The 25,623-nt window shown below is 42.1% G+C and carries 30 protein-coding genes; 15 read left to right on the forward strand and 15 right to left on the reverse strand.

The annotated features are described in order from the left end of the window. Positions 1 to 160: 160 nt before the first annotated feature. The 10 genes from FTV14_RS13565 to FTV14_RS13610 all read right to left on the reverse strand — a co-directional run bounded on the left by FTV14_RS13565 (position 161) and on the right by FTV14_RS13610 (position 8,195). Positions 161 to 463, reverse strand: coding sequence for a cyd operon YbgE family protein (locus FTV14_RS13565; RefSeq protein WP_159123153.1), 303 nt, complete (start codon positions 461 to 463; stop codon positions 161 to 163). Between the two features lie 3 nt (positions 464 to 466). Further along, positions 467 to 568: a cytochrome bd-I oxidase subunit CydX gene (cydX, locus tag FTV14_RS13570; RefSeq protein ID WP_004783742.1), complete on the reverse strand. Its 102-nt coding sequence runs from the start codon at positions 566 to 568 to the stop codon at positions 467 to 469. A gap of 24 nt (positions 569 to 592) precedes the next feature. Next, positions 593 to 1,738 (reverse strand): cytochrome d ubiquinol oxidase subunit II, encoded by a 1,146-nt coding sequence (gene cydB, locus FTV14_RS13575; RefSeq protein ID WP_180003736.1) that lies wholly within the window; start codon positions 1,736 to 1,738, stop codon positions 593 to 595. Continuing rightward, on the reverse strand, positions 1,735 to 3,321 hold the full coding sequence (locus FTV14_RS13580) for a cytochrome ubiquinol oxidase subunit I (RefSeq protein ID WP_125279135.1): 1,587 nt from the start codon (positions 3,319 to 3,321) through the stop codon (positions 1,735 to 1,737). Before FTV14_RS13580 ends, cydB begins: the two co-directional genes overlap by 4 nt. Beyond that, positions 3,321 to 3,512, reverse strand: a complete 192-nt coding sequence (gene cydP / locus FTV14_RS13585; protein WP_004783737.1) for a cytochrome oxidase putative small subunit CydP — start codon at positions 3,510 to 3,512, stop codon at positions 3,321 to 3,323. Before cydP ends, FTV14_RS13580 begins: the two co-directional genes overlap by 1 nt. Positions 3,513 to 3,986: 474 nt before the next feature. Beyond that, positions 3,987 to 5,039, reverse strand: coding sequence for a porin (locus tag FTV14_RS13590; protein ID WP_159124444.1), 1,053 nt, complete (start codon positions 5,037 to 5,039; stop codon positions 3,987 to 3,989). Positions 5,040 to 5,375: 336 nt separating this feature from the next. Then, positions 5,376 to 5,789 (reverse strand): HIT family protein, encoded by a 414-nt coding sequence (locus FTV14_RS13595; RefSeq protein ID WP_159124443.1) that lies wholly within the window; start codon positions 5,787 to 5,789, stop codon positions 5,376 to 5,378. Positions 5,790 to 5,820: 31 nt separating this feature from the next. After that, positions 5,821 to 6,087, reverse strand: a complete 267-nt coding sequence (locus FTV14_RS13600) for a YARHG domain-containing protein (RefSeq protein ID WP_159124442.1) — start codon at positions 6,085 to 6,087, stop codon at positions 5,821 to 5,823. Positions 6,088 to 6,169: 82 nt separating this feature from the next. Continuing rightward, positions 6,170 to 7,042: an NAD(P)-dependent oxidoreductase gene (locus tag FTV14_RS13605; protein WP_166134859.1), complete on the reverse strand. Its 873-nt coding sequence runs from the start codon at positions 7,040 to 7,042 to the stop codon at positions 6,170 to 6,172. A 55-nt stretch (positions 7,043 to 7,097) separates the two neighbouring features. Further along, positions 7,098 to 8,195 carry an alpha/beta fold hydrolase gene (locus FTV14_RS13610; protein ID WP_034171075.1) on the reverse strand — a complete coding sequence of 366 codons (1,098 nt, stop codon included), beginning with the start codon at positions 8,193 to 8,195 and terminating at the stop codon, positions 7,098 to 7,100. 142 nt (positions 8,196 to 8,337) lie between these two features. Between FTV14_RS13610 and FTV14_RS13615 the strand changes: the two genes are divergently transcribed. From FTV14_RS13615 to trpB, 9 genes are all read left to right on the forward strand, one after another. After that, complete coding sequence (locus FTV14_RS13615; protein ID WP_180012395.1) at positions 8,338 to 9,525, forward strand: O-succinylhomoserine sulfhydrylase; 1,188 nt, start codon at positions 8,338 to 8,340, stop codon at positions 9,523 to 9,525. Between the two features lie 28 nt (positions 9,526 to 9,553). Then, positions 9,554 to 9,883, forward strand: coding sequence for a YbaB/EbfC family nucleoid-associated protein (locus tag FTV14_RS13620; RefSeq protein WP_125279140.1), 330 nt, complete (start codon positions 9,554 to 9,556; stop codon positions 9,881 to 9,883). 13 nt (positions 9,884 to 9,896) lie between these two features. Further along, entirely contained in the window at positions 9,897 to 10,493 is a 597-nt protein-coding gene (gene recR / locus FTV14_RS13625; RefSeq protein WP_180018328.1) for a recombination mediator RecR, read from the forward strand. Between the two features lie 183 nt (positions 10,494 to 10,676). After that, positions 10,677 to 11,819 (forward strand): HRDC domain-containing protein, encoded by a 1,143-nt coding sequence (locus FTV14_RS13630; RefSeq protein WP_180054031.1) that lies wholly within the window; start codon positions 10,677 to 10,679, stop codon positions 11,817 to 11,819. Between the two features lie 129 nt (positions 11,820 to 11,948). Next, positions 11,949 to 12,254, forward strand: a complete 306-nt coding sequence (locus tag FTV14_RS13635) for a YcgL domain-containing protein (protein ID WP_004783715.1) — start codon at positions 11,949 to 11,951, stop codon at positions 12,252 to 12,254. A gap of 21 nt (positions 12,255 to 12,275) precedes the next feature. Then, a complete protein-coding gene (locus FTV14_RS13640; RefSeq protein WP_180003755.1) occupies positions 12,276 to 12,659 on the forward strand; it encodes a hypothetical protein in 384 nt (127 codons plus the stop codon). A gap of 21 nt (positions 12,660 to 12,680) precedes the next feature. Further along, entirely contained in the window at positions 12,681 to 13,532 is an 852-nt protein-coding gene (locus FTV14_RS13645) for a MoxR family ATPase (protein WP_104426039.1), read from the forward strand. Positions 13,533 to 13,545: 13 nt separating this feature from the next. Continuing rightward, positions 13,546 to 14,733: a VWA domain-containing protein gene (locus FTV14_RS13650; protein WP_180018331.1), complete on the forward strand. Its 1,188-nt coding sequence runs from the start codon at positions 13,546 to 13,548 to the stop codon at positions 14,731 to 14,733. A gap of 110 nt (positions 14,734 to 14,843) precedes the next feature. Then, positions 14,844 to 16,049: a tryptophan synthase subunit beta gene (gene trpB, locus FTV14_RS13655; RefSeq protein WP_125279145.1), complete on the forward strand. Its 1,206-nt coding sequence runs from the start codon at positions 14,844 to 14,846 to the stop codon at positions 16,047 to 16,049. Between the two features lie 140 nt (positions 16,050 to 16,189). Here the strand turns inward: trpB and FTV14_RS13660 are convergent, their stop codons facing one another. The 3 genes from FTV14_RS13660 to FTV14_RS13670 all read right to left on the reverse strand — a co-directional run bounded on the left by FTV14_RS13660 (position 16,190) and on the right by FTV14_RS13670 (position 17,486). Beyond that, positions 16,190 to 16,621 (reverse strand): CBS domain-containing protein, encoded by a 432-nt coding sequence (locus tag FTV14_RS13660; RefSeq protein ID WP_125279146.1) that lies wholly within the window; start codon positions 16,619 to 16,621, stop codon positions 16,190 to 16,192. A 100-nt stretch (positions 16,622 to 16,721) separates the two neighbouring features. Then, positions 16,722 to 17,096 carry a DUF2750 domain-containing protein gene (locus FTV14_RS13665; RefSeq protein ID WP_034171083.1) on the reverse strand — a complete coding sequence of 125 codons (375 nt, stop codon included), beginning with the start codon at positions 17,094 to 17,096 and terminating at the stop codon, positions 16,722 to 16,724. Positions 17,097 to 17,252: 156 nt separating this feature from the next. Then, a complete protein-coding gene (locus FTV14_RS13670) occupies positions 17,253 to 17,486 on the reverse strand; it encodes a hypothetical protein (protein WP_034171084.1) in 234 nt (77 codons plus the stop codon). Between the two features lie 220 nt (positions 17,487 to 17,706). On the opposite strand from FTV14_RS13670, the gene FTV14_RS13675 reads away from it, so the two are divergent. Further along, positions 17,707 to 18,069: a hypothetical protein gene (locus FTV14_RS13675; RefSeq protein ID WP_081402667.1), complete on the forward strand. Its 363-nt coding sequence runs from the start codon at positions 17,707 to 17,709 to the stop codon at positions 18,067 to 18,069. A 104-nt stretch (positions 18,070 to 18,173) separates the two neighbouring features. Beyond that, a complete protein-coding gene (locus FTV14_RS13680; protein ID WP_180054032.1) occupies positions 18,174 to 18,497 on the forward strand; it encodes a hypothetical protein in 324 nt (107 codons plus the stop codon). Here FTV14_RS13680 and FTV14_RS13685 read toward each other — a convergent pair. Next, positions 18,421 to 19,998, reverse strand: coding sequence for a pitrilysin family protein (locus FTV14_RS13685; protein WP_180054033.1), 1,578 nt, complete (start codon positions 19,996 to 19,998; stop codon positions 18,421 to 18,423). The genes FTV14_RS13680 and FTV14_RS13685 overlap by 77 nt on opposite strands. An 11-nt stretch (positions 19,999 to 20,009) precedes the next feature. Further along, positions 20,010 to 21,350 (reverse strand): M16 family metallopeptidase, encoded by a 1,341-nt coding sequence (locus tag FTV14_RS13690; RefSeq protein WP_373688488.1) that lies wholly within the window; start codon positions 21,348 to 21,350, stop codon positions 20,010 to 20,012. A 232-nt stretch (positions 21,351 to 21,582) separates the two neighbouring features. On the opposite strand from FTV14_RS13690, the gene ftsY reads away from it, so the two are divergent. From ftsY to FTV14_RS13710, 4 genes are all read left to right on the forward strand, one after another. Beyond that, a complete protein-coding gene (ftsY, locus tag FTV14_RS13695) occupies positions 21,583 to 22,686 on the forward strand; it encodes a signal recognition particle-docking protein FtsY (RefSeq protein ID WP_180054035.1) in 1,104 nt (367 codons plus the stop codon). A gap of 181 nt (positions 22,687 to 22,867) precedes the next feature. Continuing rightward, the gene (locus FTV14_RS13700; RefSeq protein ID WP_180018752.1) at positions 22,868 to 23,557 is read left to right on the forward strand and encodes a nitroreductase family protein; all 690 of its coding nucleotides are present in this window, start codon (positions 22,868 to 22,870) and stop codon (positions 23,555 to 23,557) included. A gap of 182 nt (positions 23,558 to 23,739) precedes the next feature. Then, the gene (locus FTV14_RS13705) at positions 23,740 to 24,333 is read left to right on the forward strand and encodes a nitroreductase family protein (RefSeq protein ID WP_180054036.1); all 594 of its coding nucleotides are present in this window, start codon (positions 23,740 to 23,742) and stop codon (positions 24,331 to 24,333) included. Positions 24,334 to 24,528: 195 nt separating this feature from the next. Next, a complete protein-coding gene (locus FTV14_RS13710; protein WP_166134835.1) occupies positions 24,529 to 25,194 on the forward strand; it encodes a DUF2057 domain-containing protein in 666 nt (221 codons plus the stop codon). The last annotated feature ends 429 nt before the right edge of the window (positions 25,195 to 25,623 follow it).

Below are 25,623 nucleotides of genomic sequence, written 5' to 3' on the forward strand. Positions count from 1 at the left end.
GTGAAGGTAAAGAATGTTGAAGGGTGCAATCTAAATTTTCAGATAAAGTCATAAAAAAATGAGCGTATTTACATACACTCATTTTTACTACATTTTACTAATATTTGCTTAACTGACTGGCATTACTCAAATGAGGGCTTTGTTTTTGGCTGTTTAATACCTAATTAAGAAACCAGGTGTAATAACCCCATAGCATTAACGGCCAAGCCAGAAACGGACTAAATAGCCATTTCCAGAACCAGTGCTGAGGGATAAAGCCAACCCCGTGAATAAAACCGCCTGAAATGCCGATCATGATAAACATCATGGCGCGGTGGCTATATTCCCCGTTGGCATCCAGCATTGCAGCAGGATGAACCAGCAACACCGCTGCGAGTGGAAAAGCCAATAGGCAAGAAATCACCATTGCAAAAGGGTTAGATTTTTTTTCTATCTTTACTTGTTCAACTGCAGCGTCTGTCATCTCTTATTTCTCATCCAGGTCTTGATGATTTTCAATATACAGTGCACTGAGTACACCAGCGAAACAGGCCATCAAAATGCCGAGAATCCATGCGAAATACCACATAATTTTATCTCCTAAGACACAGCCTTAGTACAGGCTGTGTGAATTCTCTTGAATATGTTTTTTGGTAATCACGCCCCACATCTTGTAGTAACACCAAGTGGTGTAGCACAGAATCAGTGGAACGAAGATGCATGCAGCCACAGTCATCACAGTTAAGGTATTTTGGCTGGAGACCGCATCCCACATGGTTAAGCTTGCAACCGGATTAATGCTTGAAGGCATCAGGAATGGGAACAGGGCAAAACCGGCAGTCAAAATTGCACCGATCACTGCTAAAGATGAACCCAGGAAGCTCAAACCTGCTTTGGCTTTAGATGCAGCCAATACCACAATAATGCCACCTAAAATACCTGCAACTGGTGCCAGTATCGTGATTGGATAAGTGCTGTAGTTGTTCATCCAGCCTGGGTTGGCATTGGTCAGTACTTCTTTTGCTAGTGGATTAGCGATACCGTTAGTTTCGTAAGGAGTCACTAGGGTATAACCCTGGATACCACCGAAATATAACCATGCACCGACTGCCAGGAAAGCTACCAGATAAACAATCCCCATGATTTTGGTTGCTTTGGCAGAACGTTCACGTAAATCGCCATCTGTACGTAGCATCAACCATGCACCACCGTGTGCACACAGCATAGATAAGCTGACAACACCACATACCAGTGCAAATGGATTGAGCAGGGCAAAGAAGCTGCCGCTATAAGTTGAACGTACAGTTTCATCTAGGGTGAATGGAACACCCAGGAACATATTGCCGAATGCGACACCGAAAACCAGTGCGGGCACAGCACCACCAACTGCTAGGCCCCAATCCCAGGCATTACGCCATTTGGTATTTTCCAGTTTGGAGCGATAGTCGAATCCTACTGGACGCAGGAATAAGGCAAACAGAACAAGCAGAAGTGCCCAGTACATACCAGAAAAGGCAGTTGCATAAACCATTGGCCAGGCAGCAAACAGGGCACCACCCGCAGTAATAAACCAGACCTGGTTACCATCCCAATGCGGGGCAATCGTATTGATTGCCGCACGACGTTCTTCATCATTCTGACCCACGAATGGCATGATCGCCATGGAGCCCATATCAAAGCCATCAGTCAGGGCGAAACCAATCAGCAAGACGCCAACCAGTACCCACCAGATTATTTTGAGTAATTCATATTCGATCATGCTTGAGCCTCCTCATTTGCCTTTTTTGCAGCTTCAAGTTTCTCGAAGTGGTATTTACCAGTATGTAGAGAACTTGGGCCAAGGCGTGAGAATTTAATCATTAAGTACATTTCAATGATCAGCAGTACAGTGTAGAACGCTGCTAATGCAATGATTGAACCCCATACATCGCCTGTGCTTAAGCTTGAAGTCGATAAATGTGTAGGCAGAACCTCACCAATAGTCCAAGGTTGACGACCTACTTCAGCAACAAACCAGCCAGTTTGTGCCGCAATCCATGGAAGTGGTAGTGCAAATAATGCAAATTTTAATAACCAAGGTTTGTTTTCTGCATTGCGTTTAGCCACCGCAAAAGTTGCAAGAACAAATAGAACCAGCATCAGGAAGCCAGAAGCGACCATGGCACGAAATGCCCAGAACAGGCTTGGTACATGTGGAATAGTATCTTTTGCTGCTGCCTTAATTTGCTCGTCAGAAGCATCTACAACATTTGCAGTATATTTTTTCAGAAGCAGACCGTAGCCCAAATCTTTTTGAGTTTCTGCAAATGCAGCTTTCAGCTCAGGAGACTGATCACCAGCACGTAGTTTTTCCAGTTGTTCATAAGCCACCATACCGTTTCGGATACGACCTTCATGTTCAACCAGCAGGTCTTTAATACCGGTAACAGGCGTATCTACAGAACGTGTAGCGATAATCCCCATAACATAAGGAATTTTCACAGCATAATCGGTAGACATGGTTTCTTTATTTGGGAAGCCAAATAAAGTAAATGCTGCAGGTGCTGGTTCAGTTTCCCATTCTGCTTCAATCGCAGCCAGTTTGGTTTTCTGTACATCACCAATTTCATAACCAGACTCATCGCCCAGCAGGATCACAGAAAGAGTTGACGCTAAGCCGAAAATGGCAGCAATCGCAAATGAACGGCGTGCAAATGGCAAGTCACGTTTTTTCAGCATATAGTAACTTGAAATCGCCAGTACGAAGATGGCACCAGTCACATAACCTGCAGAAACAGTATGTACGAATTTAACCTGTGCAACCGGGTTAAAGATCAGTGCTGCAAAGTCCACCATTTCCATACGCATGGTTTCATAGTTAAATGCTGAACCAACCGGGTTTTGCATCCAGCCATTGGCAACCAGAATCCACAGTGCAGACATGTTAGATCCCAGTGCAACTAACCAGGTTACGCCCAGATGCTGTACTTTGGATAAACGGTCCCAACCGAAGAAGAATAAACCAATGAAAGTAGATTCAAGGAAGAAGGCCATCAAACCTTCAATAGCCAATGGTGCACCGAAAATATCACCCACATAATGCGAATAATATGCCCAGTTGGTTCCGAACTGGAACTCCATGGTCAAGCCTGTGGTTACCCCTAAGGCAAAGTTAATCCCGAACAGTTTTCCCCAAAACTTAGTCATGTCCTTGTAAATTTCTTTGCCGGAAATCACATAGGTGGTTTCCATAATGGCAAGCAGAAATGCCAGGCCTAAGGTCAGTGGAACAAAAATAAAGTGATACATCGCGGTCATAGCGAACTGGAACCGCGAAAGATCGACCACGCTTTCAGAAATCATCAACGTGTCTCCTTGATTTGGGAAGGATTGCCGGCGATACGCTCGGCGACTTGAGTGTCAAAATCTTTTGGAATAGTAGGCGCATCAAACCAAATATTTTTAATTACCAGAAGTAGAATGATCTTGATAATTAAAATCGCAGTAATCTCTCTTACTGTTTTTTGGTTTAAATTTTTAGAAACTAAGCTCATGTGAACAAGCCTATTATGTGGTTTGTTATATATTATTAATCGATTGTAACTAAAAAATAAATAGACCAAATAGTTTAAATAAATATATATTTATAAGTTATTGAAAATATTAATAATATTTAATTAAAAGTTTGATAATTATTCTAAATATTTGTGATTGTTTTTTGTAACAATAGATTATTTTAATCTGATTAAAATGGTTGGAATTTATTTTTCAAGTATATTAATCCTGATTATTTTGCTGGGGTTTTTATTCAGTTTTTATTCTAATTAAAATAGTCGGGATTAATTAAAAAAGGCTTTGTTGCACAAAGATTTCATAACTATATGATTTTAAAAGTTTTGATTATTTTTTGATCCAAAATTAAATTTATTTAAATCAGATGCTTACATATTTATGCAACAAAGCCATTAAAAAATAAAAAAGAACCCGCATCAGGCAGGCTCTTTTCTAATATGGAATTGGGGAGGGCTTCAGAAGTCGTAACGCATACCGACCGATAGTCCGAAGCTGTCTTCACCACGTGCGCCAGCCACTGCATTGCTACGGCCTTGTGCCCAAGGTGTCAGATTTGAGTTTTCATCATTTAATACACTGGCCAGATTGCTGTAGATGCGGACTGCTGGGTCAAGACGATGTTCAATTCCAATCGCCAGTAAAGTAGCATTGGCATCATCGGCATCTACATCACGGTGAAAGACCTGTCCACGCAATGAGGTTTTGGCTGCTAATTTATATTCACCCGCGATGCCAAAGACCTGAGCATCAGGATTGACTTCGGTATTGTCATGCTGAAGGAACTGATACAGACCACCGAGTTTCAAGTCTGGCGTGATTTTGTAGGCACCTGCAATCCGGAAACCATCACGTTCACCACGACTGGCTTCTTCTTCATAATGTTCATATGCCGCTGCAAAATCAACTTTATCTTTTTGGTAGGTAAGGGCAAGGTCATAAGCCTTATCTTTATCTTTTTCACCATCCTTAGATGCATCCGGGCTGTTGGCTTCATGTAGGGAAAGTGCACCCAGAACATTAAATCCATTGCCGAATTTTGGTGATTTATATTCAATGCTATTGGCATTACGTTCATCAAAACGCAGATTCCCTACTCGGGTCACATTACGTACATCGCCGACCATATCTCCAAAGAAGTTAACTGGACTGCGCGCCACTTTAAATGGGCTGTCGAAACGGCCGATCCGTGCCTGACCGAACTCACCTTTTAAACCGACAAAGGTATCACGAGTAGCAAACTCGACATCATCATTTGCAGAGCCACTGGCAAAGTTAATTTCCTGCTCAATCTGGCCAAATACGGTCATGCCATTTTCAAGTGTTTGTTCAGCTTTAAATCCAAGGCGTGATGCATTGGAGGAAATTCCAATTTCATTATAATCCTGGCCATCATCCAGATAATCTAAAGACACATGTGCACGGCCATAGACTTTAACATCAGCAGCGACTGCCATGAGCGGTGTAAAAACGCTTGCCCCAATTGCGAAAATGCAAAGTGATTTTTTCATATAAAGCTCCAATCAGACTTTTTTAGGTCTTTTGAGGTGTATGCAGTAGCTCGGTCTTGGCTACCATCCTGTATTGGTGCTCAGTATTGAGGATGAATAAGTCAGTATGGTTAAGGAAATATTGCAGATCTATGAAATCTAAAAAGGGAGCAATTTTAATTTTTAAGATTCTGTGCAGGATTTTTTTGCTTTAGTTAACGCTGATCCAGTAGATGAGTAATGCGGTTTTAATAAAGTCATTTAAGAGGAATACTGTATTTATGAATGGTGATAAAAAATGAAAAATAAGGCATAAAAAATGGAGCCGAAGCTCCATTTTTAAGGACGAAGAATGAATTAAAGAGCAGCTTTAATTTTCTCTGCCAGTTGTTTGATTTTTTCCTGATCACCCATTTGTGCAGCATGTTTGCCGAGATTGTGCAAAGAGGTAGGTACCAGATGGAAATGAACATGCGGAACAGTCTGACCCGCCGCAGCGCCAGAGAGCTGCATGAGTACAATGCCATCTACACCTAAACCTTTTTCAATCGCTTTGGCAATTTTTTGCACCACCTGAATGGTATAGGCTGCAACTTCAGGATCCAGGTCAAGCAAGGTAATTGCTGGAGTTTTAGGAATGACCAGAGTATGACCATCGGCCTGTGGCATGATGTCCATAAATGCAAGAACTCGGTCATCTTCATACACTTTAATTGCTGGAAGTTCACCACGCAGAATTCGTGCAAAAATATTTTGGTCATCGTAAGTCATAAGTGCATTCCTTGAGCAGAATTGAATTGTATTATTTACAGTTCAATTCTTTCTGACGTTCTTTGATCGCGTCAAGACGTTGCTGCTCTTTTTCTGAAAATTTTGGCTTGGTTGTGTAGCAATTGTCATTAAACTTTGCTTTTGCTTCAGGATCCTTGAAACAGAAACCTTTTGATGCATAAATGACATCATGGTCATTTTTCAATTTTTTGCATTCCTGTTCAGATGCAAGAACCGATGTTGAAGCCCCAAACAAAGTTGCAGAACCGACGAGTGCTGCAACAAATAACTTATTCATAAGAGTTTCCTCAGTATCACTGCATGTGGCTAGTCTATAGTCACAATATTAGGTTTGTTTATTATTATTCAATGGCGAGATATTACTCAATGGTAATATTACTCCATGATTCATACATTTTTACAGCACTGGAAAAGTCACTATTTTTATCCGACAGATTGCTAGCAGCTTGCACCAGACTTTGACCTAAAGCGAGAAGTGGTACTGCCAGTTTGGCATCGCGCGCAAGATCAAGTGCAATGCCTGTATCTTTGGCTAAAAGAGGCAGGGCAAAGGTAACAGGGAAGCTACGGTTCAAAACACGCTGTGGTAAAACGGTTTCAGTCACATTGCTTTTACCGCTTGATGCATTGATACAATCCAGCGCTTCATTCAGGTCAACGCCGTGCGCTTTCAGTGTGGTAAAGCCTTCTGCTGCTGCACACAGGTTTACAGCCAGTAACATATTATTTACCGCTTTTACCGCAAAGCCGGCACCTGATGTCCCCACATGCTTGATCAATTTGCCAAACGCCTGCATCGCTGGCAGGGCTTTTTCAAAGCCTTCCGCATTACCGCCGACCATCACAGTCAATGTGCCATTTTCCGCACCAATGGTCTGGCCACTCACAGGCGCATCCAGGAAAATCACACCCTGTTCAGCCAGTGCTTCTTCTAAGCGTCGGGCAGCGTCAGGAACACCGCTGGTACAGTCTACCCAGATACTGCCAGCTTTAAGGCTGAGGCCTTGGACTAATGCTTCAACATCGGCACTGGTCGGCAGGCAGGAAAAAATAATATCTGCCTGAACTGCCTGTTCTAAAGCGACAGCTTGGGTGCCATATTCAGCAGCATGTTCTTCAGCCTTGGCAAAAGTACGGTTCCAGACATAAACTGTCTCAAAATGCTTGGGTAAATGCGCTGCCATGCGATAACCCATTGCGCCTAAACCAATAAATGCCACTGACTGAATCATGTCATACCCTCTGAATAAAATAATAAATACCTGAAAATTGCCGGCTCTTCCGGAATTAAGCATCTATCCGGGTTGAGCGTTGTGCCAGCCAGGTGGTCAGTTTCGGCCAGAATGTATTGGCTGTTTTCTGATTGGACATCAGTCCAAGATGACCACCCGGGATAAGAGTAAACGTCTTATCGGTACTACTTGTCAATTCCATCAAAGGTTTAGCTGACTGTTCTGTAACAATCTGATCGGTTTTCCCAGCCCCGACCAGTAAGGAACAGTTAATATTTTTTAGGTCAATCGTTCGGCCGTTTAAAGTCATTGAGCCATTTTTTAAAGGATTTTGCAGCCATAAGTGCAGCACCATGTCCTGATTGATTCCACCCGGATAATCAATCATCTTGTTCAAAAAATTGCCCATGGTGGCATGTTCATAGACATCTTCAACATTTTCCAGGTTCATCAAAAACTGCTTCTGGCTTTTAAACCAGCCAATCGGATCAAGGAGCTTAAATCCCAATGCATTGATGATGCCGGGCGAATGAATATATTCCTTAGGAATCAATCCTTGGTGAATCGCCTGTTGCAGGGTTTTATTTTTGGAAATGAGCTTGTTGGTGGTGCTAAAAAGCTTGCCAACGCGACCGGATGCATAACTGTCAATCGGGCTACCCAGTACAATCAGGTTTTTAACATGTTCAGGGGAATGTAGCGCAGTATAAAGCGTGACAAAAATTCCAGCCATACTCCAGCCATGCAAGGAAATAAACTGACTGCCTGAATGCGAGCAGATTCGTTCAATAGCCTGAGGAATCGCGCCGTCGATAAAAGACAGGAAATTCAAGTGACGGTGTTTATAACGGAAACGTTTCCATTCCACTAAATAGACATCAAAACCGCTATGCTGAAAATGCTTGACTAGTGAACGGTAAGGATACAGATCATAAATATCCATATTAATCGCAAGAGGGGCAACAAAGACTAACGGCTCACGGTACTTTTTTTCAGGCGCTGCATAATAGCGAATTTTGCAGAACTCAGTCGCAGCAATATATTCAAAGGGCGTTTTTTGCGAAAGAATCAGGGAAGACGAGTTAAATAACCGTGCATTCAGGTGTTTTAATTTTTTCTTCTGGCGTTGAATATTTTGTTTTAACTGAATCATGTAAATAATTTATCCGTATACAAAGGAGAATTGGTCGAAGTCTAAGCAATAATTGCTTATTATGCCTTGACCTGAAATAGCTTAGACGCTCAAAATGTTGGCAATTTTTTACAAAAGGCAGCCTTTGGGCTGAAGTAAAGTGATGAGCCAGCAAGACGATTTTAACTATCAATTAGAAACTTTAGCCATCCGTACCGGTCACACCCGCAGCTTCGAGGGTGAGCATGGTGAACCGATTTTTCTAACATCGTCATTTGTTTATGAAAATGCGGCTGAAGCCGCAGCGAAATTTTCAGGCCAAGAGCCGGGTAATATTTACTCTCGCTTTACTAATCCAACTGTTGCCATGTTTGAAAAGCGTCTGGCTGCCTTAGAAGGCGCAGAACGCGCTGTTGCGACCAGCTCTGGTATGGCTGCGATTATGGCAGTAGCGATGGCTTACCTGAAAGCAGGCGATCATGTCATCTGTTCACGTGCCGTATTTGGTTCAACAGTTTCTTTATTTGAAAAATACGTGGCTAAATTTGGTGTCGCAGTTGAGTTTGTCGATCTGACGGATCTGGATGCATGGAAAAATGCCATCAAGCCAGAAACCAAGTTACTTTTTGTTGAATCTCCGTCAAACCCACTGGCTGAAGTGGCAGATATTCAGGCTTTGGCAGATATTGCACATGCCAATGATGCATTGCTCGCGATTGACAACAGCTTCTGTACACCAGTGTTACAACAACCACTCAAATTTGGTGCAGACTTAGTCGTATATTCTGCGACTAAATATCTGGATGGCCAGGGTCGTGCACTCGGTGGCGCTGTGGCAGGTAACCACAAACTGCTTGAAGAAATTTTTGGTTATGTACGTACTACCGGTCCTTCTATGAGCCCGTTTAATGCCTGGGTATTCCTGAAAGGTCTGGAAACTTTACGCTTACGTATGCGTGAACATTCTGCTAATGCACAAAAACTGGCAGAGTTCTTAAATGCACATCCGAAAGTAGAAAAAGTTTACTATGCGGGTTTGCCTGAACATGTTGGTCATGAACTGGCAGCAAAACAACAAACCGGTTTCGGTGGTATCGTATCTTTCGAAGTGAAAGGCGGTCGTGAAGGTGCCTGGAAAGTAATTGACAATACCCAGTTCATTTCAATCACCGGTAACCTGGGTGATGTGAAATCAACGATTACTCATCCGGCAACTACGACGCATGGTAAATTGTCTCCAGAAGCCAAAGCAGCAGCGGGTATTCGTGAAGGTTTAATTCGCGTTTCTGTTGGTTTGGAAGAGATTGATGATATTATTCGCGACATTACACGCGGTTTAGATCTAATCTAATTTTATAAATATATGTTCGGAGATCTTTATGAACATTAATATGTTGATGCAGCAAGCACAGCGCATGCAAAAAGAAGTCGAAAACAACATGAAAAAAGCCAAAGAAGAGCTTGCGCAAACTGAAGTGCATGCTGAGGCTGGTGGCGGTCTGGTGAAAGTTACCATGACTTGCCGCAATGTGGTGAAACGTATCGAAATCAATCCTGAACTGTTACAGGACGATCCAGATATGATCGAAGATCTAATTGCAGCAGCGATGAATGATGCAGCGCGTCAAGCAGAAGCGATCTCTGAAGAGAAAATGAAATCTGCAAACTCAGGTATGGGCTTACCACCTGGTCTGGCTGGTTTATTCTAAGGAAGTATGCGCAATGTTTAGTGATCGTTTTGATCAACTGGTTCAAGCATTACGCATTTTGCCAAGCGTTGGGCCGAAATCGGCCCAGCGTATGGCTTTGCATTTAATCATGAAAAATCGTGAAGGGGCGATCGGTCTGGCACATGCCTTGACTGAAGCAATCGATCACATTCATGAATGCTCGATCTGCCATTCATTGACGGAAGATGAAGTCTGTAATATCTGTACCTCACTTGAGCGTGATGATGAACTGCTTTGTGTAGTGGAGTCACCCGCAGATGTCATGGCAATTGAGCAAAGCGGCAGTTTCCGCGGTAAATATCATGTTCTGGGTGGTCATCTGTCACCTCTAGATGGAATCGGGCCTGAAGAAATCGGTATTCCGTATTTACTGCAACGCTTAAGTCAGGGACAGATCAAGGAAGTGATTCTGGCCACCAATGCGACTGTCGAAGGACAGGCAACTGCGCATTATCTGGTTGAAGCCAGTAAACATTTACCGGTGCAAATGACGCGTATCGCTCAAGGGGTGCCTCAAGGCGGAGAACTGGAGTATGTCGATAGTCATACATTGAGTCAGGCAGTGCATAACCGGATGCGAATTAAGTGAAATATTAATTATATTCTCTTAATATATAATATAAAAAAAATATTATTAAAAATATAAACTAGATAAGCTATATTCGAAAAATATGGAACAAAAAGTGTGATTTGGTTGTCATATTTTTATATAAAAATTCTATATATCGGGTAATATAGCTTCATCGAGCATCTAATTTTAGACTCAGTCTTTATGTTTCAATTTATTCAACATCAGCACGACTTAAATCATGTCCTGAATCTTATGGATCAAAATCCGGTCTATGGCCTGGATACAGAATTTATTAAGGTAGACACCTTGTGGCCAAAACTTGGTGTTTTTCAAATCAATGTCAATAACAATGTCTATTTGCTGGATGGAACAACACTGGATCTGAGTGAATTTCTGAATAAGATTTTTAATGCTCAACAGAATATTTTCCATGCCTGCAGTGAAGATATTGACCTGATTTATCATTACACCCAGAAAAAAGCCCTGAGCAATGTCTTTGATACACAGGTCGGCATGTCATACCTCGGACATGGTTTGCAGGTCAGCTATCAGAATGCCTTGAAACAGATGCTGGATGTCGATATTGAAAAAGATCAGACCCGCTCTAACTGGCTGGCACGACCTTTAAGTTCTGAACAGTTACTGTATGCAGCCAATGATGTGCATTATCTGGTGCAGTTGTCGGATAAAGTCAAACAGGATCTGGAAAGCAAATATCTGCTCGATTTCGCTCTTGAAGATTGCCGTTTTTTGACCCATGAAATTGGTGAAGAAACGCCGACTGCCTTACTTTATCAGGATGTCGGTAATTATCGCCATTCACGCCGTCAATTAATGCAGTTACAACAACTGGCTGTATGGCGTGAGCAGATTGCCAAGGCGCTGAATCAGCCGCGTAGTTTTATTCTGAAAAACTCGACCATGATTGATCTGGTAGAGAAATTCCCGCGCAATAATTTCCAGCTCAGTCAGATGAAAGACATCCGGGCCAATATTGTCCGTGAACATGGCAAGACTATTCTTGATCTGTTGAAATTCCTGCCTGATCAGGCTGACTGGCCACTGCGTCTGGCACGTCCAATACGCCATTCATCCAGAGAGATTGGCGAGAAGGTTGAAACAATGATCCAGAATATATCCAATGAAATCTCTGTACCAAAAGAAGTGCTGATGCGCAAGAAATGGCTGAATGCCTTATATCAACATGTGGTATGTCATAAGGATGAACAGGATCTGCCAAATTACTTGCTTGGCTGGCGCTATGAGTTATTAACTCTGCCGCTAATTAAGGTATTGCATCAGGATGAGTCTTATCTGTCGACACAGATGAAAGTGGTTGAGTGATTTTTACTGGATTGATTAAAGATAAAGCAATTATACAAAATCACGACTGATGCATTTGAAGCGGCTAATGTTTCTGTCGTTTTTTTGATGTATCCTTGCGATTGTTTTTTCAGAAAAGTCGTTTGAAACATGCAAGTGTCTATCTACAAATCTAGCAAAAAAGATGAAATGTATCTTTATGTGGCGCGTCCTGCAGATGAGAACGAAGCCGAAACATTTGAACCACTAGAGGTATTGGCTGAACCGGTACGTGTTGCTTTTGGTCGTGCGACTTTTGTCATGCATCTTGAATTGAGTGAATCGCGTAAACTGGCACGTGCCAATGTTTTACATGTGATGGATTCAATTTCTACTCGTGGTTTCTTCCTGCAAATGCCACCAGAAGGTTTGATTAACCCGAATGCGCCAGCGCCAGAAGGTCTTCGTGGGGCTTAAGCTCAGTTCAGGAGTTGTGAAATGAATGGTTTTGTAGCTGTATTGGACTCAATTCCTGACCAGAGTATTGCGTTTGCAGTGTATCTGCTGGGCAGTCTGATTGCGTTAGCCTGCTGGTATGGCGTGACCAAGCGCATGCCAAAGGCAATGGGCGGTTTTTTATGGTTGTTAGCCTTTGCCGTGCTATTAACCCCAACCGTTTCTGAAGGCAGTAATGCTTCAGTTGCACCTGCTATTTTCGGGCTGCTGTTTGGTATTCTGACCAAGGAATATGAACTCGTTTGGATTAATGCGTCACTTATTTTATTTGTCATTGGTATCGGGTCTGTGATTGGCTATTGCTGGTCGACCTATGCATCCAGTAAAACGGGTCTTGGGTCAAACAAGAAAAGTTCACCGCTGTAAATAGAAAAATAAGGTTCAATCATGTCTGCTGATATTCAACAATTCTCAGGTACGGATCAGTACATTGCCACTGACAGTTTAAAACTAGCTGTGAAAGCTGCGCGTAGTTTGCAAAAACCCTTGCTGGTTAAAGGTGAGCCGGGTACAGGTAAAACCTTGTTGGCTGAACAGGTGGCACAAAGCCTTGGACTGAAGCTGATTACCTGGCATATCAAATCAACGACCAAGGCACAGCAGGGCCTGTATGAATATGATGCGGTATCACGCTTACGTGATAGTCAGTTAGGTGATGATCGCGTTTATGACATCAAGAACTACATCAAGCCGGGTAAACTCTGGGAAGCATTTACCAGTGAAGAACGCTGTGTATTGCTGATTGATGAGATCGATAAAGCAGACATCGAGTTCCCAAATGACTTGCTGCATGAACTCGACAAGATGTCTTTCTTCGTTTATGAAACGGGTGAAACCATTACTGCTACCCAGCGTCCGATTGTCATCATCACTTCAAATAACGAGAAAGAGCTTCCAGATGCTTTCTTGCGCCGTTGTTTCTTCCACTATATCGAGTTTCCGGATGAAGCGACCATGCGTGAAATTATCGATGTGCATTTTGAGAATATTTCAGCAACGCTGGTGAATGAAGCTCTGCAAGTCTTCTTCAAGTTACGTCAGATTCCAGGCTTGAAAAAACCACCTTCAACTTCAGAACTGATCGACTGGCTAAGCCTACTCATGGCAGATGATATGCCGGAAGACATTTTAAGAAATACCGACAAGTCCAAAGCGATTCCGCCTTTGTACGGCGCGCTGATCAAAAATGAGCAGGATGTACAACTGCTTGAACGTCTAGCCTTTATGTCGCGTCGCTAAGGGAGAAACACGCATGTTTGTGCGATTGTTTTATACCCTCAGAAAATATGGCGTACCAGTTTCCACCCGTGAGCTGATTGATCTGAATCAAGCGGTGGCGGCAGGCGTGGTTTTTGCTGATCAGGGCGAGTTCTATCAGCTTGCTAAAACTGTGATGGTCAAAGACGAGCGCTACTTCGACAAGTTCGATCGCGCCATGAAAGATTACTTTGATGGTATCGCGACTTTTGATCTGGATGAACTACTGAATCAGGTGCATAAACTACCCAAAGACTGGTTTGATCTGGAACTTCTGGAAAAGCACTTAACCCCTGAACAGCGTGAAGAACTGAAAAAAGCCGGATCGCTGGAAGAACTGATGAAAATGCTGGAAGAACGCTTGCGCGAACAGCATAAAAAACATCAGGGCGGGAATAAGATGATTGGTACTGGTGGCACATCGCCATTTGGTGCCTATGGTGATCATCCTGAAGGTGTGCGCATTGGCGGGCCGGGGCGTAAACGTTCCGCCGTCAAAGTCTGGGAACAGCGTCAATACCGTAATCTGGATGATGATCAGATTCTTGGTAGTCGTCAGATGCAGATTGCACTGCGCCGTTTGCGTAAGTTCGCTCGTCAGGGTGCGGCTGAAGAACTGGACATTGATAGTACTATTCGTGAAACCGCCAAACAGGGGATTCTGGATGTGCAATTGGTGCCGGAGCGTCGTAACCGTATTAAAGTACTAATGCTGTTTGATATCGGCGGATCAATGGATGCGCATATCGCTCAGTGTGAAAAACTGTTTAGCGCCGCTAAGACCGAATTTAAGACTCTGGAATATTTCTATTTCCATAATTGTCTATACGACTATGTCTGGAAAGATAATGTCCGTCGTTCCAGTTCGCGCATGAACACCTGGGATCTGTTCAATACCTATGGACGGGATTACCGGGTGATTGTAGTGGGTGATGCCAGCATGGCACCCTATGAGTTGAACTCCGTCGGTGGGTCGGTCGAATATATGAATAATGAGGCAGGACAGGTCTGGTTACAGCGTCTGCGTCAGCATTTTGATAAAACTGCTTGGCTCAATCCTGAAGAAGAAAAATACTGGCATTACACGCATACCATTGGCCTGATTAGGCAAATCTTTGAAGATCATATGTTTCCAATGACCTTAAAAGGTATTGAGGATATGACCAAATATCTGGCGCGTTGATTCCATTTATCTATAAGTGACTTTATCTATAGTTATTAGTGCTTTAAAACGAATTATTCTAGTATAAAGTCACTTGTTATACCTTATTCCAATATTATTCAGGAATTATTATGGCTCATCAAATTAATGGTATTGCGTTGCCCAATGAAGAGGGTTTCTTTGGTCAATATGGCGGTCAGTTCATTCCACCGGATCTAAAACAGGCCATGGATGACATCAATGTTGCCTATCAGGAAATCCGTCAAACTGAAGAATTTCAAAATGAATTAAAAGACCTGTTTGCTAACTATGTCGGCCGTCCTAGCCCTTTGTTTCATGCTAAACGCCTTTCTGACCAGTTAGGTGGAGCACAGATCTATTTAAAACGTGAAGACCTGAATCATACCGGTGCACATAAAATCAATCACTGCCTGGGTGAAGCACTGCTGGCGAAATATATGGGTAAAACCAAAGTCATTGCAGAAACCGGTGCAGGTCAGCATGGTGTAGCATTGGCTACTGCATGTGCTTTGGTGGGTATTCCATGTGAAATTCATATGGGCCAGGTGGATATCGAAAAAGAACATCCAAACGTCGTAAAGATGAAAATCTTGGGTGCTAAGCTGATTTCTGTGACGCGTGGTACTGCGACCCTTAAAGATGCAGTCGACAGTGCTTTTGAAGAATACTTGAAAGATCCGAAAAACTATATCTATGCGATTGGTTCGGTGGTAGGACCACATCCATTCCCAATGATGGTGCGTGATTTCCAGTCCATTATTGGCGATGAAATCAAGGTTCAAACCAATGAACGCTTCGGTGCAAACCCAGATTATGTGGTGGCATGTGTGGGTGGTGGTTCAAATGCTATGGGTGCATTCACGGCATTTCTAAATGATCCAGAAGTGAAACTGGTGGGGGTAGAGCCTGCAGGTCATGGCTTAAATACTGATAAGCATTCCGCAACGCTGACTTTGGGTAAACCAAGCCAGTTGCATGGTATGGCCTGTTATGTACTCGAAGATGAGCAGGGTGAGCCTTTACCTGTGCATTCGATTGCTTCTGGGCTGGATTATCCAGGCGTAGGGCCACAGCACAGCCTGCTGAAAGATCTAGGTCGTGTGGAATACACTACAGCAACAGATCAGGAGTGTCTGGATGCCTTTATGACCCTGTCACGCGTTGAGGGAATTGTGCCAGCATTAGAAAGTTCACATGCAGTGGCTTGGGCAATTCGTGAAGCGGGTAAACTGCCTAAAGAGACTAAGATTGTAGTGAATCTTTCAGGTCGTGGTGATAAAGACTCTGACTATGTCGCAGAGAAACTCGGTCTTTAATTTGATCTAATAATCAAAAAATCCCAGTCTTAAGGCTGGGATTTTTTATATCTAATCTGGTTTTGATATGGCATTGTCATTTGTTTGTAATGACATTTTGAGTTTGAGTCTTAATTTACGTATTCAACTAAGAAAGAATTTTAGCCTGAAATATATTGTTGTAACTGATCAATCAGCTTACGTTGATCTTCCATTGCAGCTTTGACCAAGTCACCAATCGAAATCAGGCCAATCAGTTTGTCATTTTCAACTACAGGTAAGTGGCGTAAATGGCGGTCAGTCATTAATGCTAAGCAGTCTTCAACAGAAGTTGCAGAAGTCACGGTTATGACTTTAGGTGTCATAATTTCATTGACCGTGGTATCAAAAGAGGTTCTTTGCATCAATGCGATTTTACGGGTGTAATCACGCTCTGACAAAATGCCGACCACACTATCTTCGTGGGTAACGACCAGCGCCCCGATTCCTTTTTCTGCCATCAGGCTAATTGCTTCTAAAACTGTAGAGTCTGGACGGATGGTATAAACTGCCTGATGTACTTTATCACCGAGCACTTGTGCTACGTTGGTCATTCTATTGAGTCCTTTTTATCTAATTATTATTAGTCCTAGAGTATGTATCCAGCTGAACATCTCTAGGTGTCTATTTTATGTCTTTATAAATAACATGTTTTTAGGCAAAGTGCAGTCTTTGTTGTGAAAAAAACAGGTGACGCATCTGTGGAATGGATAATTTTAGTTTAGTGCCATTGCCGCTACATAAAGTAGGTGTCACGGCTAGTCGGGACAGTGTAGGTAACAAGTTGTTTTCGAAATCTTCCGGGTTGATTCTACGGGGTACATAACCTGGCCAATGTTCCTTGGCATAATTTTTGGCATCCAGAGAATTAAGCCAGAATGGAAAAATATAATCTTCCTGATCACGCATCATCGCCCAACCCTGATGATAGACGCCCCACAAAACGCCGCAATACATCATAGATTTGAGGATGGTCAGCCTCAAAAGAAAGTTTTTACAAATCGGGTCGTATTGAATAATTTTTCGCATTGTCGTTAAAATAAAGTGCTATTAGAGTTCAGCTCTATTCTAGAAAGTTCCAGTGAAATTACTGTTTCAGCTTTGCAAGCAATCGTAATAAATTATGTCTTAATTGCAGTATTTCGAAAAAATGGCATAAAAAAACGTCACCGAGGTGACGTTTCTTCAGGCTTGCATGGTGGCCATGTTCTGCCAGTATTGTGCTTTAAGTGAATCTCGTTCTACACGAAAACCCTGATAATACAGTTCAGCTAAAAAGAGAGCTGCTTTACCGTGACCGGCGCGCGCTGCATCTTCTAATTGTTTTACTGCATCGACAAAGTTCATTTGCGATTGAATGGTATTCACTGCATCTGCATACAGATGTTCCAAATCATGTTGAGAGATATTCTGCATAATATAAAAACTCCTTAATTTTAATTATGATTTCGGATAGACTTTTAAGTCTAAATACAAATATAACTTAGTATTATTAAACTAATATTACAGAATAATGGAAAAGTCAACTATATCAGCTTTCCTGTTTACTTAATTTATAGTTTGTACGATCAAACTATACACACTTGGAAGTTTGGTTGGTATAGATTTTAACAATAGAACAAAAGAAAAGGAGAACAACATGATGCAAAGAACTCTTGAAGGGCTCAGTTTTGATATGCCCCCAACAGCCAGTCAGATTACAGAATTGGCGCATGTACACCGTAAAAAACTGGATGAGGCAATTTATGACAAATATACCCATCTAGGTGATTACAGTCTGGCTCAACGTAAAGAAGTTTATGATTTTACCCGCGCTCTGGACGAAACCCAGCGTGCAGAGTTTTATAGTCACTATAATGATGAATTGGTCCGAATTGCAGATGAAGATCGACTGCATCCACCTGAAGCAGAAGCCGGCTTAAGCAAGTTTGCAATTTTACTGGTTTTAGGTCTGGTGGCTATGGTCATTGCCTGGAGTGTGTACGAATTGTTGAAATCCTAACCGATTTATAGTCATATCGAGATGTGTATTTATACTGGTCATTCAATCTTTGACTTGAACTTCATGGGGCCCAGCCATACACTAGCTGCAACTTGAGGTAGTGTATGGCTATAGATAGCAAAAAATTAAGCGATTTTCTGAATAAAATTAAGCTTGAACAAATTTATAATGCGGTTGTTATTTTCATTGTGGCATTAATCTTATGCCTGGCCACATTTGCCATTTATCGTCCACTGACGACTTCCCAATTTAATTTACTTCAGCAACTTGCAGAACAGCAGAGCTTACCCCAAACCCAGGATATGGCTCAGGCTTTGCTGCAACAGCAACGCATCCATCGCGGTCAATATCTTAAATTGATGCAGGCGTATCAGCAGGAATCTCTACGGGCTCGTCAGCTTCCGCCGGTTTCTGTGGATATGCCTTAAGTATTGGAATCGTATTCGGCAGTGGTGTAGAAGGATCTAACAGGTTCTGTTCCAGTCGTAGTTTTAATGCTTCTTTATCTAATTCTTGACTTACCACGACCAGTGTCAAGCGTTCTGGATGCAGATGTTTGCGCACGGCATTTTGCACATCTGCTGCGGTAATTTTGGCTAGACGTTCTGGATAGCGTGACAGATAGTCGGCTTGCTCTGCATAAAAGCCCATCGTGCCTAACTGGGCATTGATCGTGGCATTGCTGCTGTAATTATTCGGAAATGCTCTTAACATCCCGGCTTTGGTTTCTTCTAGGCGCTTAGTATCAATCGGCTGATTTACAAAGTTGATAAAAGCCTGATGTGCGACCTGAATGCTATCTAGCAATTGATCTTGTCTAGTGGAATAACGGAAGCTAAATATACCGGGTGCCTGACTAAAGCTGAATGTACTATAGGCACCATAGGTATAGCCGCGTTTTACCCTTAATTCCTGCATTAATACTGCATTAAATCCGCTACCACCAAACATGCGATTGGCTACTTCCAGAGCAAGCCGATCTTTAGTAAAACGGTTTGGTCCTAAGTGGCCGAAGGTCACATGCGCTTGGGATGAGTTATAAGGCAAATGCACGATATCAAAACCCGATTTTTCTTCAGGTTCAGCTAATGCAACAGCTTTCTGTCCTTGAGGCAAATTGCCTGCAATTCGTTCAGAAAGTTCCAGTGCCTGTTTAGAACTGAGTTTGCCGGTAATGGCAATATTCATGTTTTGTGCTACCAGAAACTGGTCGCGGAATTTTTTCAGTAAATCAGCCGTAATTTTTTTGGTACTGCCAATGGTGCCGGTAATGGGTTCGGCATAAGGATGCTGACCATACAATGCCCGATAAAACCGGATATCCATCAGTTTGCTTGGATTTTCCTGAAGCTGTTTTTGTCCTACTTGAGTATTGCTGAGTGCTAATTGAATACTGGAAGGCTTGAATGTAGCATTTTTGAGAACTTCCATCATCATGCCCAAAGCAGGTTCCATTTTCTTGGGATCTGACAAAGTTCGCAGGCGAACGACAAACATATCGCGATAAGCCTGTACGCTAAATTGTGCGCCTGTGGCATCAAAGACTGAAGCTACCTGTGCGGCCGTATATTTATCTGTTCCTTCGCGCATCAGTTTGGCTACTGTGCTGGATAAGCCAAATAAACCTTTAGCAATTTCCTGATCTCGTGCTGATCCGGCATTAAAGGTCAGTTGAATATCGACCATAGGTAAATCACGGGTTTCAACAAATAAAGTGCGAACTTTGTAGTGATTATTCAGGTCATGAATAAAAGGTGCTTGAAATGCCTGCTTTTGATTAATGTTTTTTAAACTTTGCAGGAGAGGGATCGCTTGTAACTGACTGGGATTATCATTCAGATCAGGTTGGGTATCTAAATAATTTTCTGCCCAAAGGTTTGAACTGAGGCTTAAGCTGGTTAAAAGGATAAGAGAGCGAACTTTAGACATTGTAATAACCATTATTGAGCTTTCTGTTCAGGCAAAAGGTAGAGCGTACTTAAATTTTCACGGACAAAATAGGCATTAGCAACCCGCTGAATGTCCTCTGCACGGACACTGTCATAATGCTGAGGCAGTTCATCCATCAGGCGGTAACTCAATCCGTTTACTTCAAGGTTTCCAATCATTTTGGCCTGTCCGCTCAGACTGTCCTGACTATAAATCAGATTTGAAATAAAGCGTGTGCTGATCCGTGCCAGTTCATACTCAGAAATAGCTTCAGTTTTTAATAAATCAATTTCTTTCTGGATGGCCGTTTGTGCTTCTGCCAGGTTAACGCCTGGAGCCGGAAGTGCGGAAATACCAAACAGGCTATCTCCACGGTTATAAGGATCATAGGATACACTCACAGAAGTAAGCACTTTGCGGTCGCGAACCAGACGATCCTGCAACCGAGAAGAAATCCCACTATCCAGCAGGCTGCGAATAATGGTTAGAGCATAGGCATCTTGAGGATTCTTGGCGGTAGCTAGAGATTTCACATTCCAGGTCATATACAGATTAGGCACCTGAACATTGCTCTCAATTTCCATATGACGATAGCCTAAGCGCTCAAACTCGAGTACATCATTACGTGAGGGTGTGGGACGTGCCGGAATATCGCCAAAATATTTCTGTACCTGAACGAGAGCTTCTTGAACGTCAACATCCCCGACAATCACCAGAATGGCATTATTCGGGCTATACCAGTCTCGATACCATTTTTTAACATCACTCAGCTGAATATTATTGAGCGTTTTCATGTGACCAATCACGGGCTGACGATAGTGACTGGTGGGGTAACTGATCCATCTAAATCGTTCAAATGCCTGGGCACGCGGATTATCATCAGTACGCTGACGCCGTTCTTCCATTACCACTTTAATTTCCGGATCAAAATCTTGCTGGCGTAACAAGAGGTTGTTCATGCGGTCAGATTCGAGTTCTAGCGCCATTGGAAAATAGGCTTTAGGATAGAGCTGATAATAGTTCGTATAATTGGTAAATGTTGCGGCATTAATACTGCCGCCATAAATCCGGCTCAGGCGGGTAAATTCATCATTGGGAACCTTGCTCGTGCCTTTAAACATCATGTGTTCCAAAGCATGAGAGACGCCGAGAATATTACCGGACTCATCACTACTGCCGACTTTATACCAGATCTGTGTCATCACCATCGGGGAGCGATGATCTTCCCGGATAATGACTTTTAAGCCATTACCTAAATAGGTTTCGATGGTGGTGCGGGATAATTCACTCTGTGTTGCGGCATGTACGGGGCTAAAACCAAAACTCAGGATGAGTACTGCGACTGGAGAAATCCGCTGTTTGATGATTCTGGATAAGGAGGAGATAGCAAAAAAAGATATGGACACAAAGTCTTCCAATGAATAGATATTTGTATTTAGGATTATTTTTCAGAAATCTTGTATTGAAAGCAACCAAACACTGTTATTTTTTGGTTGTTTATTCATGGATTGGATTGCCCGCTCAAAACCCTGAGAGTTATGCTAGAATTCAATTTTTTAACGCAATGCTTTTCAAGGATTCGGCATGCAACAGCAATCTAATGGGCAAAACAAATTTTTGATTGATGCTGATATCGGAGATGATGATGTCACATTACCGAGTTTACCTGCGGTTAATGTGCCGATTGTAGAAACACCAAGCGCCACTACTGAAGTTTCTGCACCTGTAGCGACAGAAGCTCAGGAAGAAGAACCTGCTGCAAAAGGCGGTTTCTTTAGCCGTATGAAAGAGGGTTTAACCAAAACCCGTAAAAATCTTGCCGATGGGATGGTTAATATCCTGATTGGTGGCAAAGAAATTGACGATGAATTATTAGAAGAAGTTGAAGAACAGCTTTTGGTTGCAGATATCGGTGTTGATGCGACCAAAACGATTATTGCCAATTTGACTGAACGTACCGCACGTGGTGATCTGATTTACTCTCACTCGCTGTATAAAGCACTTCAGGAAGAACTGGTGGCTCTGCTGGCTCCGCGTGTCAAACCGCTGCATATCGATCCAAACAAAAATCCATATGTAATTCTGGTCGTGGGTGTAAATGGTGTAGGTAAAACCACGACCATTGGCAAGCTCGCAAAACGTCTGCAAGGCGAAGGTAAAAAAGTCATGCTGGCTGCGGGTGATACTTTCCGTGCTGCTGCAACTGAGCAGTTACAGATCTGGGGTGAACGCAACAATATCGCCGTCGTAGCCCAAGGTCATGGTGCTGACTCTGCTTCTGTCATTTTTGATGCTTTCGAAAGTGCACGTGCCAAAGGTGTGGATGTTTTAATTGCAGATACTGCAGGCCGTCTGCATAACAAAGGTCATCTGATGCAGGAATTGACCAAAGTTAAACGTGTGATGCAGAAGATTGATGCGACTGCGCCACATGAAGTGATGCTGGTGGTGGATGCCGGTACAGGACAGAATGCCATTAATCAAGTTGAAATGTTTGATGAAGCAGTAGGTTTAACGGGTTTAACCATTACCAAGCTGGATGGTACTGCAAAAGGTGGTGTGCTGTTTAATATTGCCAGCCGTACCCATGTACCGATTCGCTTTATCGGTGTAGGTGAGAAAATTGATGACTTACGTCCATTCTCGGCAAAATCATTCGTTGCTGCATTGTTTGAAACTGAAAAATAATTAATGCGACTTGCGTCACATAAACTCCGCTAAATGCGGAGTTTTTTTGTTTTTAAGGAGTTTGAATGCTCTAAAAAGCAGCATAAAAAAATAGCAAATCCTGCCTGCCTGAATAAACCCATTATAATTGTATGGGATTTTCCTGGTGATTGAAGTTCAGGCTATATGTAGAGGGTAGAAAATGGCATTACTCAATAAAATTGGGCAGGTATTAACAACTGACCTGACTAAGGATTTTAAATTTCCTAAAAAAAGTAAAGCAGTTGAAAATTTAGAATTCACTTTTGTTGAGAAATTAAAAAAGTGCCGTGGGACCTATCAGCTAGGTAAGCGTGTGCATTACAGTCAGGCTTATCTGACCGAGCTGATTCAGGAAGCTGTGCATAGTTGTCCTTCAGCCTATAATTCACAAAGTGCACGCATTATCGTACTATTTGCCGATTCACATCATCAATTCTGGAATATTGTGAAAGACATTCAACGCCAGCATGTGCCGGCATCGGTCTATGAAGGGATTAGAATCAAGCTGGATCAATGTGCAAATGCCTATGGCACGATTTTATTCTATGAAGATCAGCGCGCCATTCAGCAATTACAGAAAAAGATTCCATTTAGTGCCGATGATTTTCCACTGTGGTCAGAGCAGACTTCTGGCATGGTACAGTTTGCTGCGTGGACTGCGCTGGCAGATGCTGGTCTAGGTACTTCTTTGCAACATTATAATGCGCAGATCAATCACCCTGTAGCTGAGCATTTTAAGATTGATGAAAACTGGTTGCTACGTGCTCAGCTCTGTTTCGGTTCAATTGAAGAAGCAATAGAAGATAAAATTGAGTCTGTAAACCCAGACAGCTTCCAGGTATTTAGCTAAGACCTGTGATTCTTGAAATTAGTATGTGCTAAGGTGACTGATACAAAGGATCAACCTTAACATCTCTGAGAATGTTCTATAAATAAAACACATTGTTATCGAAATAAGACTGTTTTAGGCAGTGAAAATGCTTAGGATGATCTTATCGGTTTTAAATAATCAGAATAGAACGAGGTGAGATCATGGCATTCCTAGATCATTTTAAAAAACGCCGTAGTATTTATGCCATTGGGAAAAATGTCAGCCTGGATCAGGCAGAAATTGAGAACATCATTAAAGAGGCGGTGAAACATAGTCCATCATCTTTTAACTCGCAATCTTCACGCGTGGTGATTTTGTTTGGTCAATCACATGATACTTTCTGGCATATTGTGCGTGAAACTTTACGCGACCTGGTGTCAGCAGATGCTTTTGAGGCTACCAATAGCAAAATAGATGGTTTTGCGGCAGGTTATGGAACTGCACTGTTTTATGAAGACCAGAATGTCATTAAAGGAATGCAAGAAAAATTTGCGCTATATGCAGATAATTTCCCGATCTGGTCAGAGCATGCCAGCGGTATCGCTCAGTTTGCAACCTGGACAGCTTTGGCTGAACATAATATTGGTGCATCACTACAGCATTACAATCCGATCATTGATGAAGAAGTGGCGCAAACTTTTAGTATTCCATCGAACTGGAAGCTTCGTGCTCAATTGGTATTTGGTTCAATCGAAGCCCCTCCAGGTGAAAAAACCTTTATGGATGATGCAGAACGATTTAAGACCTTTGCATAATCGATTTAGAGATGAGAAAGAAGTACTGTTAAGTACTTCTTTTTTTATGTGTGATATAGCAGAAATCAGAAGATAGATAGTCTGATAAATGCTGAGTAAAGTACTGTAGAGACAAAGCATTTGTCATAGAATTGTCATTTATACACGGCATAGTGCAATGAAAATTTTATATATTAACCAGAATGAGTGAGTGACATGGATTTACGTATCACAGCAGCTGTAGTTGCATTATTGAGCAGCACATCAGCTTTTTCAGCCGTGACATTAACCGTACCTGAAGAAATCAAGATAATCGCAGTGAATGATCAGGAAGTACGTTCAGGTCTATTACGCTCAGATCAAACTTATAAACTGGATGCTGGTACGAATGCGATTAGTGTTCGCTATACTGAATTTTTCCAGCACAATGACAATTCTCATGACATTTTAAAATCTGGCGTAGTAACTGTAAAAACTCCAGAACTTAAAGATGGTGAAGCTTATAAATTGGCTTTAATTAACGCGCCTAAAAATTTTGATGAAGCGAAAAAATATAAAGATCAGCCAATTATTGGTTTATATGATGCAAAAAATCAGCTTCTGGTTCAGCAGGCGGGAGCAAAAGATGCAGCGAAACCATTACTAGGGCAAAGCGTTTTAGGAAAATCTGTGGATTTGACAACGAATAAAGTAATAACTCCAACAAATCAGCCGGCAGCGGTCTACACTCAAACTGCAAGTACACCGAATATTGCTACTGCAAACGTTCAGGAAAATGCATCAGTTGGTCAGCTTGATCAGCAATTAATTCAGTTATGGAAGCAGGCATCTAAAGCTGAACGACAAAAATTTATGAATTGGCTTGGCGAGCAGGAAAATTAAAATTTATTGTTCAATATTAAAAGGGATCGTATGCAACGATCCCTTTTAATAAAAACTAAACCAGTCGAAATTCACATTTGCTTAAAATTTCAGGCCAAAAGTGACTGGAAAAAAGCATTAAAACTGCTAAAAATAGCAATTCAGATTAAAAAATAAACGTATGATGCGCTTTTTTGAATATTTTTAGGAAAAGCTCTTGCACTGGTTCGGAAACTGTATAGAATACGCATCACACCAACGCAATGCATGAAACGAAACGTTAAGTGGTTGGGTTGGAGCTTAAAACTGACGAGGTTTTAAGTAAGATCATTAAGAGATTATGAAGAACAACTTGTGTGGATTTTTACTGGTTGATTGATCGAAATTATTTTCATTGATTGATTGGTTTAAATTACTCGAAGTTTATTTGAGCGAAATTTAAGTCAGAAA

It is taken from the genome of Acinetobacter sp. YH12236, from assembly GCF_013417645.1.
In the GTDB taxonomy this organism is placed as follows: domain Bacteria; phylum Pseudomonadota; class Gammaproteobacteria; order Pseudomonadales; family Moraxellaceae; genus Acinetobacter.

What these genes read in the sequence shown, in the direction of transcription:
- FTV14_RS13665 (WP_034171083.1), bottom strand. Translation starts at nt 17,096, where the DNA reads ATGCGAAAAATTATTCAATACGACCCGATTTGTAAAAACTTTCTTTTG.
- FTV14_RS13650 (WP_180018331.1), top strand. Translation starts at nt 13,546, where the DNA reads ATGTTTGTGCGATTGTTTTATACCCTCAGAAAATATGGCGTACCAGTT.
- FTV14_RS13565 (WP_159123153.1), bottom strand. Translation starts at nt 463, where the DNA reads ATGACAGACGCTGCAGTTGAACAAGTAAAGATAGAAAAAAAATCTAAC.
- FTV14_RS13710 (WP_166134835.1), top strand. Translation starts at nt 24,529, where the DNA reads ATGGATTTACGTATCACAGCAGCTGTAGTTGCATTATTGAGCAGCACA.
- FTV14_RS13635 (WP_004783715.1), top strand. Translation starts at nt 11,949, where the DNA reads ATGCAAGTGTCTATCTACAAATCTAGCAAAAAAGATGAAATGTATCTT.
- FTV14_RS13640 (WP_180003755.1), top strand. Translation starts at nt 12,276, where the DNA reads ATGAATGGTTTTGTAGCTGTATTGGACTCAATTCCTGACCAGAGTATT.
- cydB (WP_180003736.1), bottom strand. Translation starts at nt 1,738, where the DNA reads ATGATCGAATATGAATTACTCAAAATAATCTGGTGGGTACTGGTTGGC.
- FTV14_RS13595 (WP_159124443.1), bottom strand. Translation starts at nt 5,789, where the DNA reads ATGACTTACGATGACCAAAATATTTTTGCACGAATTCTGCGTGGTGAA.
- trpB (WP_125279145.1), top strand. Translation starts at nt 14,844, where the DNA reads ATGGCTCATCAAATTAATGGTATTGCGTTGCCCAATGAAGAGGGTTTC.
- FTV14_RS13660 (WP_125279146.1), bottom strand. Translation starts at nt 16,621, where the DNA reads ATGACCAACGTAGCACAAGTGCTCGGTGATAAAGTACATCAGGCAGTT.
- FTV14_RS13580 (WP_125279135.1), bottom strand. Translation starts at nt 3,321, where the DNA reads ATGATTTCTGAAAGCGTGGTCGATCTTTCGCGGTTCCAGTTCGCTATG.
- FTV14_RS13605 (WP_166134859.1), bottom strand. Translation starts at nt 7,042, where the DNA reads ATGATTCAGTCAGTGGCATTTATTGGTTTAGGCGCAATGGGTTATCGC.
- FTV14_RS13685 (WP_180054033.1), bottom strand. Translation starts at nt 19,998, where the DNA reads ATGTCTAAAGTTCGCTCTCTTATCCTTTTAACCAGCTTAAGCCTCAGT.
- cydX (WP_004783742.1), bottom strand. Translation starts at nt 568, where the DNA reads ATGTGGTATTTCGCATGGATTCTCGGCATTTTGATGGCCTGTTTCGCT.
- FTV14_RS13590 (WP_159124444.1), bottom strand. Translation starts at nt 5,039, where the DNA reads ATGAAAAAATCACTTTGCATTTTCGCAATTGGGGCAAGCGTTTTTACA.
- FTV14_RS13645 (WP_104426039.1), top strand. Translation starts at nt 12,681, where the DNA reads ATGTCTGCTGATATTCAACAATTCTCAGGTACGGATCAGTACATTGCC.
- cydP (WP_004783737.1), bottom strand. Translation starts at nt 3,512, where the DNA reads ATGAGCTTAGTTTCTAAAAATTTAAACCAAAAAACAGTAAGAGAGATT.
- FTV14_RS13620 (WP_125279140.1), top strand. Translation starts at nt 9,554, where the DNA reads ATGAACATTAATATGTTGATGCAGCAAGCACAGCGCATGCAAAAAGAA.
- ftsY (WP_180054035.1), top strand. Translation starts at nt 21,583, where the DNA reads ATGCAACAGCAATCTAATGGGCAAAACAAATTTTTGATTGATGCTGAT.
- FTV14_RS13680 (WP_180054032.1), top strand. Translation starts at nt 18,174, where the DNA reads ATGGCTATAGATAGCAAAAAATTAAGCGATTTTCTGAATAAAATTAAG.
- FTV14_RS13630 (WP_180054031.1), top strand. Translation starts at nt 10,677, where the DNA reads ATGTTTCAATTTATTCAACATCAGCACGACTTAAATCATGTCCTGAAT.
- recR (WP_180018328.1), top strand. Translation starts at nt 9,897, where the DNA reads ATGTTTAGTGATCGTTTTGATCAACTGGTTCAAGCATTACGCATTTTG.
- FTV14_RS13705 (WP_180054036.1), top strand. Translation starts at nt 23,740, where the DNA reads ATGGCATTCCTAGATCATTTTAAAAAACGCCGTAGTATTTATGCCATT.
- FTV14_RS13615 (WP_180012395.1), top strand. Translation starts at nt 8,338, where the DNA reads ATGAGCCAGCAAGACGATTTTAACTATCAATTAGAAACTTTAGCCATC.
- FTV14_RS13600 (WP_159124442.1), bottom strand. Translation starts at nt 6,087, where the DNA reads ATGAATAAGTTATTTGTTGCAGCACTCGTCGGTTCTGCAACTTTGTTT.
- FTV14_RS13700 (WP_180018752.1), top strand. Translation starts at nt 22,868, where the DNA reads ATGGCATTACTCAATAAAATTGGGCAGGTATTAACAACTGACCTGACT.
- FTV14_RS13675 (WP_081402667.1), top strand. Translation starts at nt 17,707, where the DNA reads ATGATGCAAAGAACTCTTGAAGGGCTCAGTTTTGATATGCCCCCAACA.
- FTV14_RS13610 (WP_034171075.1), bottom strand. Translation starts at nt 8,195, where the DNA reads ATGATTCAGTTAAAACAAAATATTCAACGCCAGAAGAAAAAATTAAAA.